The sequence below is a fragment of the Streptomyces glaucescens genome, assembly GCF_002154375.1.
In the GTDB taxonomy this organism is placed as follows: domain Bacteria; phylum Actinomycetota; class Actinomycetes; order Streptomycetales; family Streptomycetaceae; genus Streptomyces; species Streptomyces glaucescens.
The window spans coordinates 1-18,511 of the sequence record NZ_MUND01000269.1; the positions used below are offsets into that span (position 1 = coordinate 1).

At 70.3% G+C, this 18,511-nt stretch carries 12 protein-coding genes; 9 read left to right on the top strand and 3 right to left on the bottom strand.

What is annotated here, in order from left to right:
* From CCN42_RS18505 to CCN42_RS18520, 4 genes are all read left to right on the top strand, one after another.
* A partial coding sequence (locus CCN42_RS18505; protein ID WP_107427612.1) for an AAA family ATPase occupies positions 1–1,212 on the top strand: 1,212 nt, incomplete at its 5' end.
* A gap of 166 nt (positions 1,213–1,378) precedes the next feature.
* On the top strand, positions 1,379–2,992 hold the full coding sequence (locus CCN42_RS18510) for a Mu transposase C-terminal domain-containing protein (RefSeq protein WP_422641175.1): 1,614 nt from the start codon (positions 1,379–1,381) through the stop codon (positions 2,990–2,992).
* A complete protein-coding gene (locus tag CCN42_RS18515) occupies positions 2,989–3,732 on the top strand; it encodes an AAA family ATPase (protein WP_211294736.1) in 744 nt (247 codons plus the stop codon). Before CCN42_RS18510 ends, CCN42_RS18515 begins: the two co-directional genes overlap by 4 nt.
* Before the next feature lie 17 nt (positions 3,733–3,749).
* The gene (locus CCN42_RS18520) at positions 3,750–4,850 is read left to right on the top strand and encodes a hypothetical protein (protein WP_245877350.1); all 1,101 of its coding nucleotides are present in this window, start codon (positions 3,750–3,752) and stop codon (positions 4,848–4,850) included.
* An 18-nt stretch (positions 4,851–4,868) separates the two neighbouring features.
* Here CCN42_RS18520 and tpg (CCN42_RS18525) read toward each other — a convergent pair whose 3' ends face one another.
* A complete protein-coding gene (gene tpg, locus CCN42_RS18525) occupies positions 4,869–5,423 on the bottom strand; it encodes a telomere-protecting terminal protein Tpg (RefSeq protein WP_086737123.1) in 555 nt (184 codons plus the stop codon).
* A 268-nt stretch (positions 5,424–5,691) separates the two neighbouring features.
* Between tpg (CCN42_RS18525) and tap the strand changes: the two genes are divergently transcribed.
* From tap to CCN42_RS42135, 5 genes are all read left to right on the top strand, one after another.
* On the top strand, positions 5,692–7,917 hold the full coding sequence (gene tap, locus CCN42_RS18530; protein WP_086737125.1) for a telomere-associated protein Tap: 2,226 nt from the start codon (positions 5,692–5,694) through the stop codon (positions 7,915–7,917).
* A 6-nt stretch (positions 7,918–7,923) separates the two neighbouring features.
* Entirely contained in the window at positions 7,924–8,481 is a 558-nt protein-coding gene (gene tpg, locus CCN42_RS18535; protein WP_086737127.1) for a telomere-protecting terminal protein Tpg, read from the top strand.
* A gap of 466 nt (positions 8,482–8,947) precedes the next feature.
* Positions 8,948–11,173, top strand: coding sequence for a hypothetical protein (locus CCN42_RS18540; protein WP_086737129.1), 2,226 nt, complete (start codon positions 8,948–8,950; stop codon positions 11,171–11,173).
* Complete coding sequence (locus CCN42_RS18545; protein WP_086701007.1) at positions 11,170–11,595, top strand: hypothetical protein; 426 nt, start codon at positions 11,170–11,172, stop codon at positions 11,593–11,595. The genes CCN42_RS18540 and CCN42_RS18545 overlap by 4 nt, the downstream gene beginning before the upstream one ends.
* A 398-nt stretch (positions 11,596–11,993) precedes the next feature.
* The gene (locus tag CCN42_RS42135) at positions 11,994–13,319 is read left to right on the top strand and encodes an AlbA family DNA-binding domain-containing protein (RefSeq protein WP_143661943.1); all 1,326 of its coding nucleotides are present in this window, start codon (positions 11,994–11,996) and stop codon (positions 13,317–13,319) included.
* 85 nt (positions 13,320–13,404) lie between these two features.
* Here CCN42_RS42135 and CCN42_RS18560 read toward each other — a convergent pair whose 3' ends face one another.
* Both CCN42_RS18560 and CCN42_RS44540 read right to left on the bottom strand, forming a co-directional pair.
* The gene (locus tag CCN42_RS18560) at positions 13,405–16,554 is read right to left on the bottom strand and encodes a DEAD/DEAH box helicase (protein WP_086737133.1); all 3,150 of its coding nucleotides are present in this window, start codon (positions 16,552–16,554) and stop codon (positions 13,405–13,407) included.
* The gene (locus tag CCN42_RS44540) at positions 16,551–17,909 is read right to left on the bottom strand and encodes a hypothetical protein (protein ID WP_245877349.1); all 1,359 of its coding nucleotides are present in this window, start codon (positions 17,907–17,909) and stop codon (positions 16,551–16,553) included. Before CCN42_RS44540 ends, CCN42_RS18560 begins: the two co-directional genes overlap by 4 nt.
* Positions 17,910–18,511: the final 602 nt, after the last annotated feature.

An 18,511-nucleotide genomic window follows, 5' to 3' on the forward strand; every position in this document is an offset into this window, starting at 1 on the left:
CTGCTGGAGCTGGATGCGGCCGGGGCGTTGACGACGGCGCATGTGCGGGCGGGCGCTCAGGTCGGCGGGGTGAATGTGCGCACGGTGTGGCGCTGGCTGGATGCGGCGCGGACGGAGGGCCGTGTCGAGCGCAGGCCGCGGGCCAGGCTGGAGTTGTCCGACCAGATGTGGGAGGTGCTGGCGCAGGCGGGCGGGAATGTAGCGGCGCTGCACCGGCATCTGAAGGCGGCCGGGGGTGAGGTGCCCTCGCTGGCGTCGTTGCACCGGGTGGTGCGCCGGGACCTTCAGGCCGGCAGGGCCCTGCCGGACCGCGCGGTGGCGCGGCGGGAGCGGGATGAGCAGCAAACGCGGCAGGCACTGGCTGACCTCGCCCTGGCCGGGCCGCAGGAGGGCGGCGCGGCGAAAGTGGCTGCGCGCCGGCTGCCGCGTCTCGTACCAGAGGCGACCAGCGGCTTGCCGGTGGGGGAGAGCGGTGCGCTGGCGGGTGTGGCGTTGCCGGCGGGAGCGCAGATGGTGCGGACGTCGTGGGTGCGGGCGGTGGCCGAGGCGGTCGGGCAGGCGATGGCGACCCAGGGCGCGGTGTGTGTGTTCGGCGACCCGGGCCGGGGCAAGACCGCAGCCGTGCGGATGGCGCTCAGCGAAGTGCCCCCGGGCTGGAAGGTGACGTGGGTGCCGGTACCGGTGCGCCCGTCGGTGGCCGGCATGAGGCGTGCGGTGTTCGACGCGCTGGCGCTGCCGGGCCGCTTCCCGCACACGTCGGCGCTGGCCGACGCCGCGGTCACGGGGGCCTTGAGTGAGACGCGGGTGCTGGTGGTCGATGAGGCGCAGCGCCTGCCCGTGCCGTGCCTGGAGTACCTGCAGAGCCTGTGGGACCACCCCGGCACCCGGATCACGCTGGTGCTGGTCGGGGCGGGCAGTGAGCGGGCGCTGTCCCGGCTGCCGCAGCTGGCATCGCGGGTGGTGGCGTGGCAGGAGGTTCCACGCTTGACCGGAGCGGAAGTGGCGACCGTGGTGACCGGCTTCCATCCGCTGTGGCGCACCGTCCAGGCCCCGGACCTGACGTGGATCGACCGGTCGTGCGCGCACGGCACGTTCCGCACGTGGGCCGCTTTGACTGCGCACCTGCAGAACGCGCTGCTCATCACCGCTGATGCATCCATCGACCGGGCCTTGCTGAGGCGGCTGTTTAAGCGGGTCGCGCCGCCACTGTGAACGGAGCGCTCCTGCAAGCAACGGGAGGGCGATCGCATGCTCCCGGCCACCGGCAAGCACACGACGTCCCACCCGCGTGAGGGGAGCTGACATGAAGGGCGGCGACGCCATCCGCCCAGACGGCGGACTGCCTGCGGCGTCGAGGACGGCGCTGCGCGGTCCGGCCGTGCGGCGGCTGCTCGCACTGCGGGCAGGGAAGAAGCTGACAGCAGTCCATGTACGGGTGGCCGCGGACGCGTTAGGAGTGTCGGAGCGCACGGTGTGGCGCTGGCTGGCCACCGCTCAGAGCGATGAGACCGCGGCTGCCAACCCCGGCGCACGCTCCCGGGTCGATGCAAGGTTCACGGTCACGCCCGAGGTCCGTGGACTGTTGGCGCTGTGGAAGGGGAACGTGCGGGCGGTCCACCGCGAACTGGTCCTGCGTGCTGCCAGGCAGTCTCCGCCTGCAGACGCACCGTCGCTGACGACGCTGCACCGGGCGATCCGCCGTGATCTGACGCCGGGGGAGCGGGCCGGACTTGCGGGAGGGGAGCGGGCGGCGCGCAAGCATGATGTGTTCCTGGCCCGGCCGCGGGGCTGGCGCAATCAGGTGTGGGAGACCGACCACATGCAGGCGGCGGTGCTGGTCGATGTCGATGGCAAGGCTCGCAGGCCGTGGATCACGTGGTTCACCGACTGTGCGACGAACGCGGTCACCGGTGTCGCGGTCACGCCGGTGCATCCGTCGCGGGAGTCTGTGCTGGCCGCGCTGCGCTCCGCGGTCCTGCATGAGGACCCCTACGGCCCGTTCGGCGGCGTGCCCGAGAAGGTACGGGTGGACCGCGGCAAGGACTTCCTGTCCCGGACGGTGACCGCAGCGTTTGATCTCCTGGACGTCACGGTGGAGGACCTGCCCGCCTACACCCCCCATCTCAAGGGCACCGTGGAGGGCCTGAACCGTGCGGTGGAGAGTATGTTCCTGGCCGCGCTGCCCGGCTATGCCCGCCAGCCGCGCCCCGGCAAACGGGCTTCCCGCCCGAAGGACGAAGTGCTGCTCGGCTTCGAGGACTTCACCGCCCGGCTGCTGGCCTGGACGCTCTGGTGGAACACCGAGCACCGCCCGGCGCCGTTGCGGGGCAAGACTCCGCTTGAGGCGTGGCAGGGGGATCCCACCCCGCTGCGGGACGTGCCCGCGACGGATCTGTGGACGTTCACCCTGGAGGACGCCGGCACCCGCACGCTGACCACCCGCGGAGTCCGCTTCAGGAAACGCGACTACGTGGGGCCGTGGATGACCGGCCAGGCCGGGATCCAGGTCCGCATCCGCTTCATGCCCCACCACGACCACCGCATCGAGGTGTACCACGCGGCCACTGGCCGCTATCTGGGTCCCGCGGACCTGGCCAACCAGGCCACCGAGGAACAGGTCAGCGCCGTACGGCGAGCACGGGCCGCCCGTGCTCGCCGTCTGAAGAAGGACCTGGAGGCTTCCCACCGCGAGCGCTACGCCGCCGCCGTCCAGCCCGAGGCACCTCAGCGGCTCGGCGCGCTGACCACCGCCCAGGCCGAGGCCGAACTCGCCCAGACTGCCGACACCGACCTCGCGCAGCTCGCAATGCCGGACCTCATCCCGCCCGCCGCGCCCCCGGCCGACTGGCGCACCCCTGCTTCCCTGGCCGCGCTGACCACGCCGGGCCCGCGCGTCCCGCACCCGCCCGGCCGTGACGGCGCTTCCGCCCCGTACGGCCGCGACAGGCGGGCCGCACGTCCCACCACCGACGAAGACGGAGACGCCTCGTGACCGCGGCCACCTACCAGTACGTCGACCTGCCCGATGCGTCCGTGGTCACCACCCGCGCCCTGCTCACCGCCCGGGAGAACATCTCCGACACGGTCGCCGCCCGCGCCATGATGTGCATCCACGGCGGCGCCGGCTTCGGCAAGACCCTCGCTGTCAACACCTGCCTGCGCGCACTCGAGCCCGGCGAGGACGTCCGCAAGATCACCTTCCGGGCCCGGCCCACCGCTCGCGCGGTGCGCTATGAACTGTTCACCGCGCTCGACTTGGCCGGCGAACCGCCGCGCCACCCCAGCGAGTTCGACCGCCTGCTGAAAACCGCCCTGGCCGAACGCCCCCGCACCTTCCTGGTCGACGAGGCCCAGTGGCTCAACGGGGAGGCGTTCGAGTACTTCCGCTACCTCTGGGACGAACCCTCAACCCAGCTCGCGATCATCTTCGTCGGTGGGGAAGGCTGCCACACCGTGCTGCGCCGCGAACCGATGCTGTCCTCCCGCATCTTCATCTGGCAGCACTTCACCCGCCTCACCCCCGGCGAGGTCCTGGAGGTCATCCCCTTGTTCCATCCTGTGTGGGCCGACGCCGACCCCGACGACATCGCCTTCGCCGACCAGCACGCCGCACACGGCAATTTCCGCGCCTGGGCCCAGTTGACCGCCCACACCCGCACCGCCCTGACCCGCACCGGCCGCTCCCGTGTCGATCAGGAGCTGCTGCGCTGGGCCTTCAGCCGCCTCGCCTGACCACCACGCCGCCTGCCGTGTCGCCGACACCCGTTGCCGTGGTCATCGACCCGGGCGACGACGCGATCCACACGCACACCGCCCTGGCCGCCCACCACCCGTCCTCCGGGCGGATCACCCTGCACCCCGGCCCTGGCACCACCAGCGAGACCGGCCTCGCCCACGACCTTCTCGCCACTCTGGGCAAACCGCCCCTGCTCCCGGGGCGTTTCCCCGCTGGCCGTCAGCCCGCCTGGGAAGCCGCCACCGCCTGGATCACGGCCCTGCCCGTCACCCGGCTGACCGTCCTGCGCGCCCACCGCCTCACCGCCCGCCGCACAATGCGCCTCCTGCAGCTGCGCGCTCTTACCGGCATCCACTTGACCTTGGTCTGCCACCGCCCCCATCTGCCCGCCGCCCTGCACCAGGCGCTGCAGACGGCCGACTACTCCGTCACCGCCGACTTCCAGGCAGCCCGCCGCCACTACTACGGCACGACCGCCCCCGTACCCTCGCCTGCCGACGAGTCCGCCCGGTCGGCAGACCGGTGGTTCACCCTGTCCGTGCTGGACCGCCTCGTCTCCTACGACAGCCCCGCTCCCTGCACCGCCCCGTGCACACCGCCGCCGATCATCTTCCGGCACCGCCCGCCACCGGCACCCCTCACCGAGCAGACAACCCGGGAAGTCGCCCGGCGCCTCTCCACCGTGACCGCCCACCCCCGCCTAGCCGCCGCCCTCGCCGCCGCGCTCTTCACCGGCGCCTCCTTCCAGCAGCTCGCCACCGCCCGCCCCGGCGACTACGACGACGCCGCGGCCACCCTGGCCCTGCACGACCGCGCCCGCTACACCGACGGCTGCGCCTCGCACCGGGTGCCGCCGTGGGCGTGCGTCTTCCTGAAAGCCGCAGTGTGCTTCGCCCGGCTCGCGCCCGGCCAGGACCAGCATCTGCTGGCCGGCCCCCACGACCGCACTCAATTGCTGCGCGTGGCCGAGGCGGCCAGGATGCGCCCGACGCAGCCGCCTGTCGGTCAGCGCACCGGCCCTGTCGGCCGTATCCAGTGGGACTGGCGCGAACGAAAGGAAGCACAGTGCTACGACACGATGCTGACGCGGCACCAGCTCCCGCCCTCCTCCTGAGCCCGAACCAGGCGCACGTCAGTCGATGGAGAAATCAGCGAACTCCACGTCGGTGAAGGCGATCCCGAGACCGTGGGCACGCAGACCTCCGTCCCGGAAGTAGGCATGCCCCAGCGCTCGGGCGAGGATCACCAGCTGTTGCTGCTCGCCTTCGCCGGTGTCCCGGGCGGCGAACAGCTCGCGGGCCACTTCTCCCGACAGGTACTGGGTGATCAGCCTTACTCGTGAATCGTCCGACGAGCCTGCCGGAGCAGCGAAACCGAACCGCGCCCTGGTATGGAAGACAAACCCGTCGGCCTCGGCCCGGGCCCGTCGGCGGGCGCGCACCAGGGGCTGCCACCGTGCCCTGACGGCCTCATCGATCAATCCCGCATGTACAGCACTGGGACGGCGGCGCATTCCCGGCCGGGTGGTGACCCACCGCTGTACCGTGCGCTGGGAGATCCCCAGGAGGATGGCCACGTTCTTCGTGGAGCCCTTCTGCGTCTTGAGCAGGAAGCGCACAGCGGTGTCACCGGTGGGAATGGGGCGGGTCAGCAACGCTCGTTCGAGTCCATTGACGATCTCACCCATGCCCGCCCCCGAGCGTTCTGCCACCGCGATGGCTGGTGCACGGCGGCTGTCTGCTTTCCCAGATCTCTCACACCAAGCCGCTTTCCCTGGCCAGTTCAGGCATAGCCGAGACACCACCGCGGGCCCTCGGATAGAGAGCCTGTAGCAGCCCAAGCACGAGGGCGCCCGGTCCGGGGTAACCGTGCCGCCAATCGCCGTTTACGGTATCCGTACGCGTTTCGTACGCGAAACGTGCGCTTCACGCTAGGGTTGGGGCAGGAGGTGCTGCATGTCCGAGCTGTTCGACGCGGTCGATGCGCTCATCGCGTCCCGCTCCCCGTTGCCGCCCCCGGCGGAACGCAAGCGGCTGCGCCAGGCGCACGGCCTGACGCTGGACGAGGTGGCTGCCGCACTGCAGGTGCGGCGCGCGACGGTCAGCGGCTGGGAGGCCGGCAAGACCGAGCCGCGGCCGCCGGAGCGCGACGCATACGCCCGCATGCTGAAGCAACTCGCCCAGCTCTACCCCGCCAACGCTCCGGTGCCCCCTGAGGACACGGCGGTCCCCGAGACGCCTGCCGTTCCGGCCGCTCCTGCGCTATCGGCGGTTGAACCGGCCCAAGCCTGCACCGCACCCACAGGCCCGGCTGCGGAGCCCGCGAAGACCGCACCCCGCTCCGCTGCCCCTGCCGCTGTACCGCGTCCGGCGACCACGAACCGGCCGGCATCGCGCGGTCCGGCTGCAAAGAAGGCCGGCCCCGCCAGCACTCCGGCAGGCGGGACCGATGCGAGGTTCGAGAACGGTCCGCTCGCGGTCGTCGACGCCGTCGACGACGGCAAGGTGCTGGCGTACTGCGTCGGCGGCCTGGTCCTGGACGTGCCCGCCAAGTCCCTGCCGTCCCTGGTGGAGTGGACGCTGAAGGAGGCGAAGCTGGGGGCGCCGAAGCTGTCCGGCCCGGGCAAGGACGCCGACCCGCTGCTCGTGCTCACCGAGGCCGCGCTGGAGCGCTACGGCCTTCCGGCCACGCTCACCAAGGAGGAGCGGCTCGCGGGGCGCATCCCGGAGGGCCACAAGGTCATCAAGCAGCTGGTGCGCGCCAACTGGCAGCTGACGAAGCGGGGGTTCGGGCCGTGGGCGAGGATCTACCGCCCCGCGCAGGGCGCGGAGCGATCCTGCGTACAGTTGTGCATCCCGTCGTGGGACGCGCTCGATGCCCGGCACTGGGCCGACGCGGGGCAGCTTCCGCCGGCGGACCTCGCGCGGCTCCTGGGCACCTACGCGGCCCGGGTGATGACGCCGCGCGGATCGACCGCGGTGACCGGGCTGGAGCTGATGACCGCGCTGCACCCGCCGACCCGGGCCTCCGAACCGGACGCGACGGGCAAGCGGCACTCCGAGCACAACCCCGGCTCGCTGGGCAAGGATCCGGTGGACTGCGCGCCGTGCGAGGCACCCGACGGGCACCCGGTCCTGGCACACCTGCCGCGCTTCCACCACCGCACCCCGGCCGAGGTCCTGGTGGAGGAGGCGTACGACTGGGCACGCCCCCTCACCGACGCCGAATGCCTTCGCCCTCACCTGGTGGGCATCGACGTGAACATGGCCTTCGCCGCCGGCGCGAACGGCCTTAACGTCGGCCTGGGCGCGCCGACGCACGTCAAGAACCCCGTCTTCGATCCGAAACTGCCCGGTTCCTGGCTGGTCGACCTGAGCCACGTCGACCTGTCCCGCGTGAAGGTGGCCAAGGACAAGTGGGCGGATCTGGACGCCGGGCTGCTGCCCAGTCCGTTCACGCCGAAGGGCGAGCGCCCGACGGGTGCGGCCTGGTACGCCACGCCCACCGTCGCCTACGCAGTGGAGCTCGGCTACGACGTCGCACCGGTTGAGGCCTATGTCCGCCATGACAACGGCCGCTACCTGGACGCCTGGTACAACCGGCTGCGAGATGCCTACCTCGCCACGATGGCCGACCTCGGTGTGCACGCGGACCTGTCGCCGGCCGAGTTCCTCGCGGCGATGGACGGCTACCGGCAGCGGGACCCCCAGCTGGCGATCGTGGTGTCCGCGATCAAGGCGACCGTGAAGGGCGGCATCGGCAAGCTGCGCGAGCGCCCGCGCGGGGAGGGCTGGAAGCCCGGGCAGCCGTGGCGGGCCCTTGCCCGGCCGACCTGGCGCCCGGACATCCGCGCCGCCGTCATCTCCCGCACCCGGATCAACATGCACCGCAAGATCGTCAAACACGCCGCCTTCACCGGGCAATACCCGGTGGCAATCCTCTCGGACTGCGCCGTCTACGCCTCCGACGGGCCGTCACCGCTGGACTTCCTGCCCTACCGGGACGGCAAACCGCTGCCCGGCGGCTTCAAGCTCGGCGTGAACCCCGGGCTGGTGAAGTGGGAGGGCACCCAGAGCGTGCTGTGGGGCGAGGGGGTGCGCGAGCAGTTCAACGCCCCGGAGCTCAACCTCGCCCGGTACATCAAGGACGGCACCGTCACCGACCAGGACACCGGGGAGTAGACCGCGATGAGCATGTTCGGGGACGGCCTGGACGCCGCGGTGCAGAAGGCGTTCACCCGCCCGGCGCCCAAGAGCGCGCCCGCGCAAATGCGGTACCTGGTCAAACAGCTCAAGGGCACCAAGGCGGTCGCCCAGATGCTGCGGATCTCGCAGCGCACGGTCGAGCGGTACGTGAAAGACCAGATCAAGAAGCCCCGCCCGGACCTCGCCGCCCGCCTGGAGACCGAGGTGAAAAAGCGGTGGCAGCCGCAGATCCGCGCCCAGGCCCGGCAAAAGGCGGCGACCACCGGCGGCATCGTCATCGACACCCGCGCCCGCATCGGCTACACAGCGCCGATCGGGACGACGGACGAGGACCGCCTCCGGCACCTGACGGTCGCGCTACCGCCGCAGTACGCCGCCCGCCTCTTCGACGCCCAGGAGCAGGGCGCCAGCGACCAGCAGTTCCAGCAGATCGCTGCCGAAGCACTCAAGGAGGTGTACTTCCAGGACAACGGCCGCCGCGCTGGCCAGCTGGAGGAGGTCCGCTTCACCGACATCGAGCACCTTGAGTTCGACCTGTAGAGAACGGCTGTGACGAGATGAGATCCGGGCCGTCGGCCTGTAGCTCGCTCATCCAACGGCGTCTCGCTGCAGTAGTTACGGCGCCTTCACGAAGCGGCGTCACCGAAAGAGGGCGGCGTTGTCGGTGGTCCCCGGTACTCTGGACGACAGCATTCGGCTCCATGCCGTGAGTCTTCCTGAACCCCCAGTGGCCCATCTGGGTCGGGGGCGTCCGCAATGACCGTCTGGTCACGCGATCCCCGGATCGCGACACGATCTTCGGATCGTGACGACCACCGCGTCGCGGCAGAGGGCCGACGAGCGGACGGGTTCAGGCGCTCATATCGCGTATGCGTGCGGCGGCTGAGACTGATGACCCCCGAGAAAGTGCGGGTGTCCGGGCGCCTTCGTGCTCTGCCCGGACCGGCCGGCCCAGGCAGCCGCATGGCGCCCAAAGGGCGCCGTACCCCCATCTCGGGAGGCAGCCATGAATGTTGACGTCATCGAGGACTACGAGTCCGACGAGGACCACCCTCAGAGCAATCCGTTCCCGGGCGCTGACAAGGTCACGTGGACGCGCACCTTCTCCGTCGCGCTGCACGAGACCACCGGGCTCCCCCTGGAAATCACCGACGGTCTCGCCCCCTACGTCGTCCGCCCCAAGGACTATCTCCTCCGGCAGCGCGGCGAAGACGGTGCCGAGTACCGGATCAAGCCCGGAGTGATCAACCGCGACCCGAGCACCGGCCTCGACATCATGGAGGTCACCGTCCATGGCTTCGCTGGCACTCCTGGCGAGTACAACGAGCGCATCCGCCGCTTCTTCCACTCTCCCGCGCGCCACAACCCTGACCCGGCTCGGATGCTTCCGCGTCTGGTCACCGGCCGACACGAGGGCGCGCTGCCGGCGGCATTCCTGACGACCGCGGCCCCGGTGGACAGTCAGACGCTGAGCGGGCTGATCGGCACCATGACCGACGCCCTCGACCAGGCCGACGGGGACCGCGGCTACAAGCTGATCGACGACATGCAGGTCTACGGGCAGAACGAGACCACCCTGCACGCCCTGCTGCTGCGTCAGGTACGGGAACTGGTCAAGGAACTGGACGGTGGCACCACTACCCAGGTGCGCCGGGTCCTCGACGCGACGGCCATCAAGGGCGCGAACCGCAGCCGGGCCCGCCTCGCGCTTCACGGCCTGGTGCCGAAGGACATCATCTTCGGCATCGATCGCGGCCTCCTCGGACTCGACGGTGTCGACGGCGTGCCCGCGAAGGTGGCCGACCCCGCGGTGTGGGTGCCGGCGTTCGCGGAGAGGCTGCGCGCGGCCTTTGACGACGAACGGCACCCCTTGCACGACCAGGCGAAGCAGGCCGCCATGGTCGCCACGGTCAAGATGCAGATCATCGTGGGTACCGCCGCCCCGGAGGACTTCCACAACGTCGTCTTCGACCCGAACCGGGCCGACCACCGGCGCCCGCCCCTGAGCTACACCCTGGTCGAGAAGGCGGCCTCCGACCTGCGTGCCGTCCTGCGGGATGCGAAGCAGCGCGGATGGATCAGCGAGGAGGAGCGCGCCTGGCTCGCCGGGGAAGGCCCCGACCCCGAGCACCGCCGCGGCGAAGCCATCGTCACCGCCCGCGACCGGCGCGACCGAGCCCTGTACGCCGTCGTCTTCCCCAAGGACCCCACCCGGGCTAGGGCCCTGCGCCGGGTGCTGGGCGAACCGGCCCGCTACGCCACGACCAAGGACCACGTCTGGCACCGCCTGCGCATGGTCTCCTCGGTGATCGGCGAGGGGTACAGCTTCCGCTGGAATCCTCGCGTCCTGGACGGCCTGCTGAGCAGCACCTTCATCAAGTCCCATGGGCACCTCGCCGAGGAACCCGCGTGGGACAAGGTGATCGGCGCCGTCAGCGCCACCAACCAGCCGCTCGATCTCGATGCGCTCGACCGCTTCCTGACGACCCGCGGAATCCACTGGCTCGCCGAGTACAAGATCATCGAGGCAGACCGTGGGTCGATCGGTGCACAGAGCGGCAGCGGGGAGCTCGAGGACGGCGAAACCGTCGCCGACAAGAAGATCCGCCGGAGCACGATTAACGCCCGCAAGGCCATGCTCAGCCAGCCCCGCCGGACGATCGGGCTGATGAACGAGCTCGCCAGGGCAACGGCCAAGAACACCACGCCCCGGCAGGTGGACCGCCAGGGCCTTCCCATCGAAGACACCAAGGCGGACAAGTCCTGGTTCGACACGGCCTTCCCGAAGGCCCAGACCAAGCGCCCGCCGACGTCCACGCCCCGAGGTAGCAGCACCGATGGGACAATCCCGCAGCCTCCGGACCCGACCCCCCTGGAGATCTTCAACGACACCCGTGGCCGCTTCTACGACGCCGTCACCGACGATCTGCCCGCGGCCCTGGTCGAGGTGCTCAAGACGGCACGTTCCCTTCTGTCCGACGCGCAGAAGGCCGGTCAGCGGCCTCTGCACGGAGCCGTGGAGCAGGAAATCGCCGCTTTTCTCCGCGCTCTGTCCGTGGTGCACTCCGACGTGGGCATGCTGAAGTCGGCCATCATCGACATGCAGTACGGCAACCCGACCATCGAGGAGTCCGCGTCGGAGAAGTTCCTCACGGAGGCCAGCGACTCCGACGAGGACGACGACCTGGCGGAGTTCGAGGAGGAGTTCACGGAGGAGGGTGACGCCCTGTGAGCGGAGCCCTGCCGACCGGCCCGGTCCTGACCGACGGCCGCCTGGGTGCCCTGCCCCGAGCAGCCGGCCGGTACCTCGACGAGGTTCTCTTCCGGCCCGTGCGCTGGGCCGAGCGGTGGCGGTACGAGGAACTGGACATCACCACCGCGATCTACCTGATCTCAGACACGGAGCACCGTCTCCGCTGGCTGGGGCAGGCCAACCGTGCGGACGGCCTGCTCGGACGGCTGGACAGGCACGACAACAATCCGGCGAAACGCAGGGTCTTCGCCCGGATCCGCGTCCTGAGGCTCACCGATCACACGCCGCCGGAGGCCGTGGACGCGATCGAGGGCCGGTGCGCTGACCTCCTGCGGATCCGGGATGTGATGCGGCCGCGGAGGTGGCCGCCTGCCGACGACTGGTTCGTACTCACCTCCTGACGCGTGTGCGGTATGACGTTCCCAGTGATGCTGTAGGGCGTCTTACCTGGTGCTCGGTGCACACCGAACTCCCGGCCGTGGGCGTGATGCAGAGGCAGCCGGGAGTTCGGGTCGTCCCGACCGTGTGCATCGGCGAGCTCCGTGGCCGCGACACAGCGGTGGGCTCGTGGGGGAAGTAGTAATGGAGAAGAGGTCCCGGGCGGAACGCGACCAGTCGGTGGGAGCGTCACGCCCACTCCCAACGCAGCTCCCGAAGCACGTCCAACTGGCCCTGGGCAAGCCGCGACAGCGGGCGGCAAGCGCAGTACCGGAAATGCGTGGTGACGGCCTGGTGATCCCGTTTAGCGTGATCTGACTGGCGATCGTCAGCTGCATATGGTGAACACACTGGAGTACCGATGGCTCTGCCCGCACGACTCACTGCCGCCCTGGGACAACACCCCGATCACCTCACCGAGGAGGATCTGCAGCGCGCGGTCAAGAGCCAGATCCCCGAGAGCGTCGACCTCGACTGGAAGAAGGACTTCTACAAGGGCGCCGACGCGGACAAGAAGGAACTCGCCAAGGACGTGTCCGCCATGGCCAACACCGCTGGCGGCATGGTCGTCATCGGCGTCGACGACGGCAAGCAGGACCACGCCCACGACCTGGCCCCCTTCGACCCGGTCCCGGGCCGCGGTGAAGAGTGGATCCGCTCGGTGCTCGCGAACTGGATCCAGCCCGTCGTACCCAACGTCGGCGTACGGGCCGTGAGGTCCGCAGCACACGAAGGCAAGATCTACTGGCTGCTCACCGTGCCCCGAAGCACCCAGGCCCCGCACGCCGTCGCGGCCCCGGGCAACGACTACCACTTCCGGGTCCACGTCCGGCACGGCACCACGACCCGTACCCTCGCCGAATCCGAGATCGCCCAGCGCTATCGTGACCGTTTCCAGGCCGCCTCCGACGACGTCGACCGCCTGAAGCAGGTCGCCGACACAGGCTTTGGCTACTTGTCGGCTTACCTGACCAGCACTGAGCACGGCGGCAGCCCCAGGGCGACCTACTCTCCTGCCTGGGTCAGCCTGGCCGCAGTCCCGGCCGCCCGGGGCACCTACCCCCTGACCACACGGGCGGACCGAGACGCAGCCTTCGCCCGCTTCCGCACGCTCGCCTGTGAAGGAGTGACCATCGGCGCGATGCCGGAAGGCACCGCGCTGGTCGGACGCCGCCAAGCCCGCTTCGAGGGCACACCAACCGGTCAGCTCCACCAAGACGGCAGCTTCTATGCGGCACGGCCCATCAACCTTCAGAGCGACCACTACAACGACGACGGCCCCAAGCGGCTGTATCACCGTGGGCTCGAACTCGATCTCGTGGCTCTGGTTCAGGCTGCGGCAGCCTGGGCGGCAGAGACCGGAGCAGTCGGTGACCTGGTGCTGTCCGTCGCATTCCACCGCTTCGACGGCAGCGACGGGCCCGTGCGCCTGGTCGCGTCCGAGGAGGCCTACCCGAGGGAAGGCCACGTTGCACCGTTCCCGGAAAGCCCGGCACAGACCACAGTGGATCTTGGCGCCATCGTCACCGACAAGCGGGAGGCCGTGGTCGCGGCCTACGCCCTCGTCGCCGATCTGTTGGCCGACATGGGAGCGCACCAGCCTTACGTCCTGACCTCTGACGGGGACATCCAGATCGACCGGCTCAACTCCGACTACCGCCAGCAGCTCACCGGTTGGGACGCGTAAGGCGATAGCCGCCTGCCGAGCCACAACACGAGACCCCGGTCCTCGACAGGCCCGGGGTCAGGTGGGGAAGCGGTGAGAGGTCGTTTCAGTAGGAGTCCTCCCGTTCGGAGGGCGGCCCGTACTGCTCGATGAGGTCGCAGGTGCAGGCGCCGCCCTCGTACAGCACCTTGTCGCACTCGTCATGGTGGTGCCGTACCCGCGGCCGTTTCGGCGGGGCGGCCGACGCGGGCGGGGCGGGAGGCTGGCCGGCGCTGGCCCGGGCGGCGGCCCGGAGCTCGATGTCGATGACGGCGAAGGCGATTTCGTCCTTGCGCCACTGCTCGGGGGAGTTGTGGCGCACCAGGCCGCCGGCGTAGGCCATGCGCAGCAGTTCGGCCTTGGTGTGCTTCCGCATCAGTTCGGTGAGGCGCTGCATGCGCGTCCGGCCGCGGGCCGCTTCGGCTTCGGGCTCTTCGCCCGTCAGCGTGTCGGCGTGGAGGGCGTGCTGCCCTTGCGCCGGCACCTCCGGCGGCATGGGCTGTGCCGGGCTGCTGTCCGTCGGAGCCGGGGCAGCCGGGGTGGCCTGCTTGGGTGCTGCGCCCGCCCAGTCGACACCGAGTTCGGCGAGGGCGGCGAGCTGTTCGGCACTGAGCTTGTCCCGCCTCGATTTGGTGTTGGAAACCCACACGCCCAGCTTCACGGCCACCGTCTCGCCATCGACCACGATCTCTTCGCTGTGCCCGCGCGGCACCGGACGGTTTGCGCCTTCCCGCTCCACCCACTGCGCGAGGGCCGCCAGGCCGCGCTGGAACGCTTGCTGCGTCTTGCCCGAGCCCTTCGACCGCACCGTCGCCGGGGCGGGAGACGGGGCCTCAAGCGGTTGGACGCCCAGCTTGGAGAGCCGTTCCTGCTGTTCGCTCGACAACTGCGCCCAGGTGCCCGGCTGCTTCTGCCGCTGAAGCCACTTGCCGAGGTCGTCGCCGTCCATCAGCACCCCGGGGGCGATGTCGGGCAGGCTGCCGTCGGCGTCGACCAGGTCGGCGAGCACCCGGTAGTGCCGCTGCCAGTCGAGTGGCCACGGGCAGTCCCAGTCCGGGTCGATCGCTGTCAGCTGCGCCGCGCGTTCCGCCGCCCGCTCCGGGTCTTTGCCCAGGCCGTTCTTCTGGCCTTTGCGACGGAGGTTGGCCATGTGCTGCCCGATGGGTGCCCTCGCGTCGCCCTCGCCCCACACCGCGTCCTGCCGAGGGGCAAGGTGCCCGGTGGCCCGGTGGTAGGACCGGAGCGCGGCGAGCTTGGTCTCCCACGCCTCTTCGCCCGGCTCCCACACCATCCCGGCCTCCGGCAAGTCGAGCAGCTCCTTGCGCCGCTCCTCGAGCTCCCCGGCGCGCAGCGCCTTGCGCTGCTGGTGCACCCACCTGCCCAGCGGGAAGTCCTTGGTGACGCCCACTGTCGTCTCGGTGTCGTACGGGACGGCGTACAGGCCGGTGATCTCGTTCTCCGCGCGCCAGCGGATGAGGGCCTGGTAGCCCTCCAGCCACACCAGCGAGTCCGGCCGGTACACCCTCGTGCGCAGGAAAGCCGCGATCGTTGCCGCGTCCCGGGGGGTGCTGAAGTGGAGTAGGGCTGATTCGGCGGCGGCCTGGGTGTCGTCGTGCTCCTCGCCGTCGCCGTCGGTGCCGATGATCCGGCCGTCCTCATCGCGCTGGACGTGCACCTTGCGCTTCCCGCTGGTCAGGGCGCGGGAGGCGAGTTGTTCGACCAGGCGCTCGTCGTGGCTGCGCAGGCCCTGGAGTACGGCCACGAGCGGCTTGAAGCTCGCGCTGGCCACCATGTCGGTCGGGTCCTCGTCCGGCTCCAGGAAGACCGGCACGATGATCCGCGCGACCTTGGTAGAGCCGTCGCGGTTCAGCCTCAGCGCGCGGCCGATGTTCTGCACGATCTCCACCTGGGAGCCGCGGGTGTCGGCGAAGCAGATCGCCTCCACCCCGCGCTCGCCGGTGATGTCGACGCCTTCCCCGAGGACTCGAACTGAGGCGAGGAAGGCCCGGTGTACGCGCCGGTTGTTGGCGTCGATGCCGTTGGCGAACTGCCGCAGAACTTCCCGGCGTTCGGACACGAGGTGGTCGCCGCACAGCCATGCTGACCACACCCGGTCCGGCGGGACGTGGCGGCCGGCCTCCAGGCCGTAGAACTCCGCGTCGATCGACGACGCGGGCAGTTCCTTCTCCGCCTTGACCATGGTCTCGTCATCGGTCTCGGTCATGTACAGCTCGGCAGCGGTCTTCGGCAGTGCCTCCGCGAACGCCGCGGCCTCTTCCACCTTCTGATGGAAGGTCATGACCGTACGCAGGTTGTACGCCGCCGCGTGCTCCAGGAGGGCGGTCTGCAGCAGGGCCAGGCGCCGGCCCCGCTGTGCCTCCTCCGACTCCCCGAGGACGGGGGAGGGGTCGCGGATCTCCAGGACGTCGATCTCGAACGGGGCGAGGATTTCCCGCTCGATCGCCTCGCTCAGCCCGAGTTCGGCCAGCCACGCGCCGTACGTGCCGTCCGGGTCGTCGGCCATGGTCGCGACCTCCAGCTCCTGGCCGTCCTTCCCCCGCAGCGGCCGGGGCGAGGCCAGGATCCGAGGGGTCGCGGTGAGGTACAGCCGGAAGTCGGCGGGGATGCGGGCGTTGTCGTGGATCGCCGCCCACGGCCTCCCGAGATCACCAGCGGTGCCGTGGGCCTCATCCATGATCGCGAGGTCGAAGCCGTCCATCCGCTGCCCGTACAGGCGCTCTCCGCCCGCCAGAGCGGCCTCCAGCGGCCCGCGCGTGCGTCCCTGGCCCGTCGGGTCATCGAAGTCCTCGCGGTCCACGAGAGAGGCGTACGTGGCGAGCACGATGACCGGCCCGTGCCCAGCCCATAGGGCGAGCTGGATCGGGTTGGTGGTGGTGCGCACGCCCAGCTCGTTCAGCACCGGGTCGTTCTCCAGCGAGCACACCGCGACCATGGGGGAGCGGTGCCCCACCGCGCGCCACGCCTGGGCGGTCTGTACGAGCAGGTCCAGGGTCGGCACGGTCACGAGGATCCGGCCCTCGGGGAAGCACTCCAGCGCGCTCGCGGCAGCCATGATCGTTTTTCCGGAGCCGGTTGCTGACACGATCGTGCCACGGGCACCCTGTGGGGGCACAGATGACCTTGCAGGGAATCCCACCCACCGACGAAAGGCCGACGTCTGATCGACCTGGTGTTTCTTGAGTGGAATCCTGCTCATCGCCCGTCCTTTTCACCCGTGTCGTACAGCCAGCTGTTCTGAAGCCTTTCCAGCGCGGTTTCCTCCTGGCCGTGCTTCGCCCAGAGCTCTTCGAGCCAGAGCGGGGTCGTCTCGATCCTCTCGCACAGCACGAAGCAGCCGGGCAGGTCGATCAGCACGAGCTCGCCTGCGAACATGCCACCGGGGCCGTAGCGGTGCCACAGCCGCTCCAGCCGCGCCCCGTGCTCGTGCAGGTACGCGTCCAGCGTCTGCGGGTAGGTCTCCCGCTCCGCCAGGCGTACGGTCCGCAGGGCGACGTCCACGAGTTCCCGGGCCGACTCCCTGTCCCACAACTTGGAGTTGGTGCCGGTCACGGCCGCGTAGTGCTGCTCGCACACGGCGAGGACGCGGTCGACCAGTTCCGCCGGCGCCTCGGCATCCTCCACTTCGCGGGCCGCCGGACGCTCAGCCGGGGAGAGCAGTTCCCCGGGGGCAGGAGTGTCGTCCACCCGCATGCCGTGGATCGCGAGGTGGGACAGGAGCAGGCTGGAGAGGGCGTGGGCGGGGTCGCTGGTGTGGAGCATGCCGTCGTCGTATGGGCGCTGGCCGGGGAAGACGATGGCGCGGGTGAAGAAGTCACACAGGATGCCGTACTGGTACGGCTCGACGTGCTGGCGCCGCGCCTTGTTGGCCTGCTGAGCGGCCTCCATGACCATGCTGACGAACCGCCGGCGGGCGTCTTCCTCCTGGCGCTCCTGGCCTTCCGGACCGTCCTCGCAGACCTCCACGACCCGGTACAGGCCCTGGTCGCCGTACACGCCGCCGGGCTTCTCGTGCGCCTGGCGTACCTTCGTCACGGCCTCCTCTACCGATCGCGCGTATGCGTAGTGCGTCAGCGTGGCGGCCCCGTCGTGCTCCGCCACGGTCCGCTGCGCCACGACCCGGTAGCGGATCAGCCCGGCAGGCTCCCCGCTGTCCTCCGAAAGGCCGGCACCCTGCTGCCCCGCCATGACCCCGGCGGCGTCCAACTCCTCCTGCCACCGCAGGAAGCTCTCCGCCTCCTCCTCCGCGGCCTGGTACGCCGCGTCGTACTTGTCGTCTCCGAGCACGGCCGCGGACTCCGCCCACGACTCCAGCGGCCCGGCGTGCTCCCACCGCTCCTCAGACCTGGGGAGCAGACCTCGCCTGCCGTCCATCAGGGCGGGCAGCAGGGCGATGACGGCGGAAGGAGCGGCCAGGGCCGGGACAGGGAGGAGCTCGGTGTTCTCCAGGCCGTGTTCGTCGACCAGGACGTACGTCCAGAGCCCGGAAAGCGAGGACCACGTCAGCGTCAGGCCTGAAGGCCACTCCTGGGCGTTCTCGAGAGGCGTGCTCACCCCCCAGCTCCACGTGGCCACACAAGCCCCCTGGTGGTCCTCATGACGGGCCACCGAATGGGAGGCACCGGGAAAACCTGCACGCTCGAATTCCTGATCCACGGCGCTCACGTAACGCTTCCAGATAGGGAATGTATCCACTAGCCATTCCTGCCTTCCGGGAAAAGAGAAGCCGACCGGGTCACGGTCCGCACCCCGTCCGGGTGGTTGGGGGGTGTCCCGTGTTTCCGCCAACGGTACATGCTGCATCATCCTGAGGCACCCACTACACTAGAACCCGACACGAACGAGCGACCCCCACCCCCTTACAGCCAGCCCGACCCGCGACAGCGGGCCCCAAGGTTCTGAAGGCGCAGCCTGAAGGACCGTCAGGCGGGGGAGCGCAGCGGACCCGCCCCCGGAAGTGCGGAGCACTCCCCAACTCGCCTACCGGAGGTCGTACTAGCCGCACGTGACACTCCGTCAAGCGGGCGGCCGCGCATCGCGCGGCGCGCCGGTCGCGCAGCGGCCGGCCCCACTGGATCCCGAAGCGCAGCGCAGGGATCCGCCCGCGCATCGCGCGGGCCAGCGGGAGCGCAGCGACCGCCCCGCTTGCACATCGC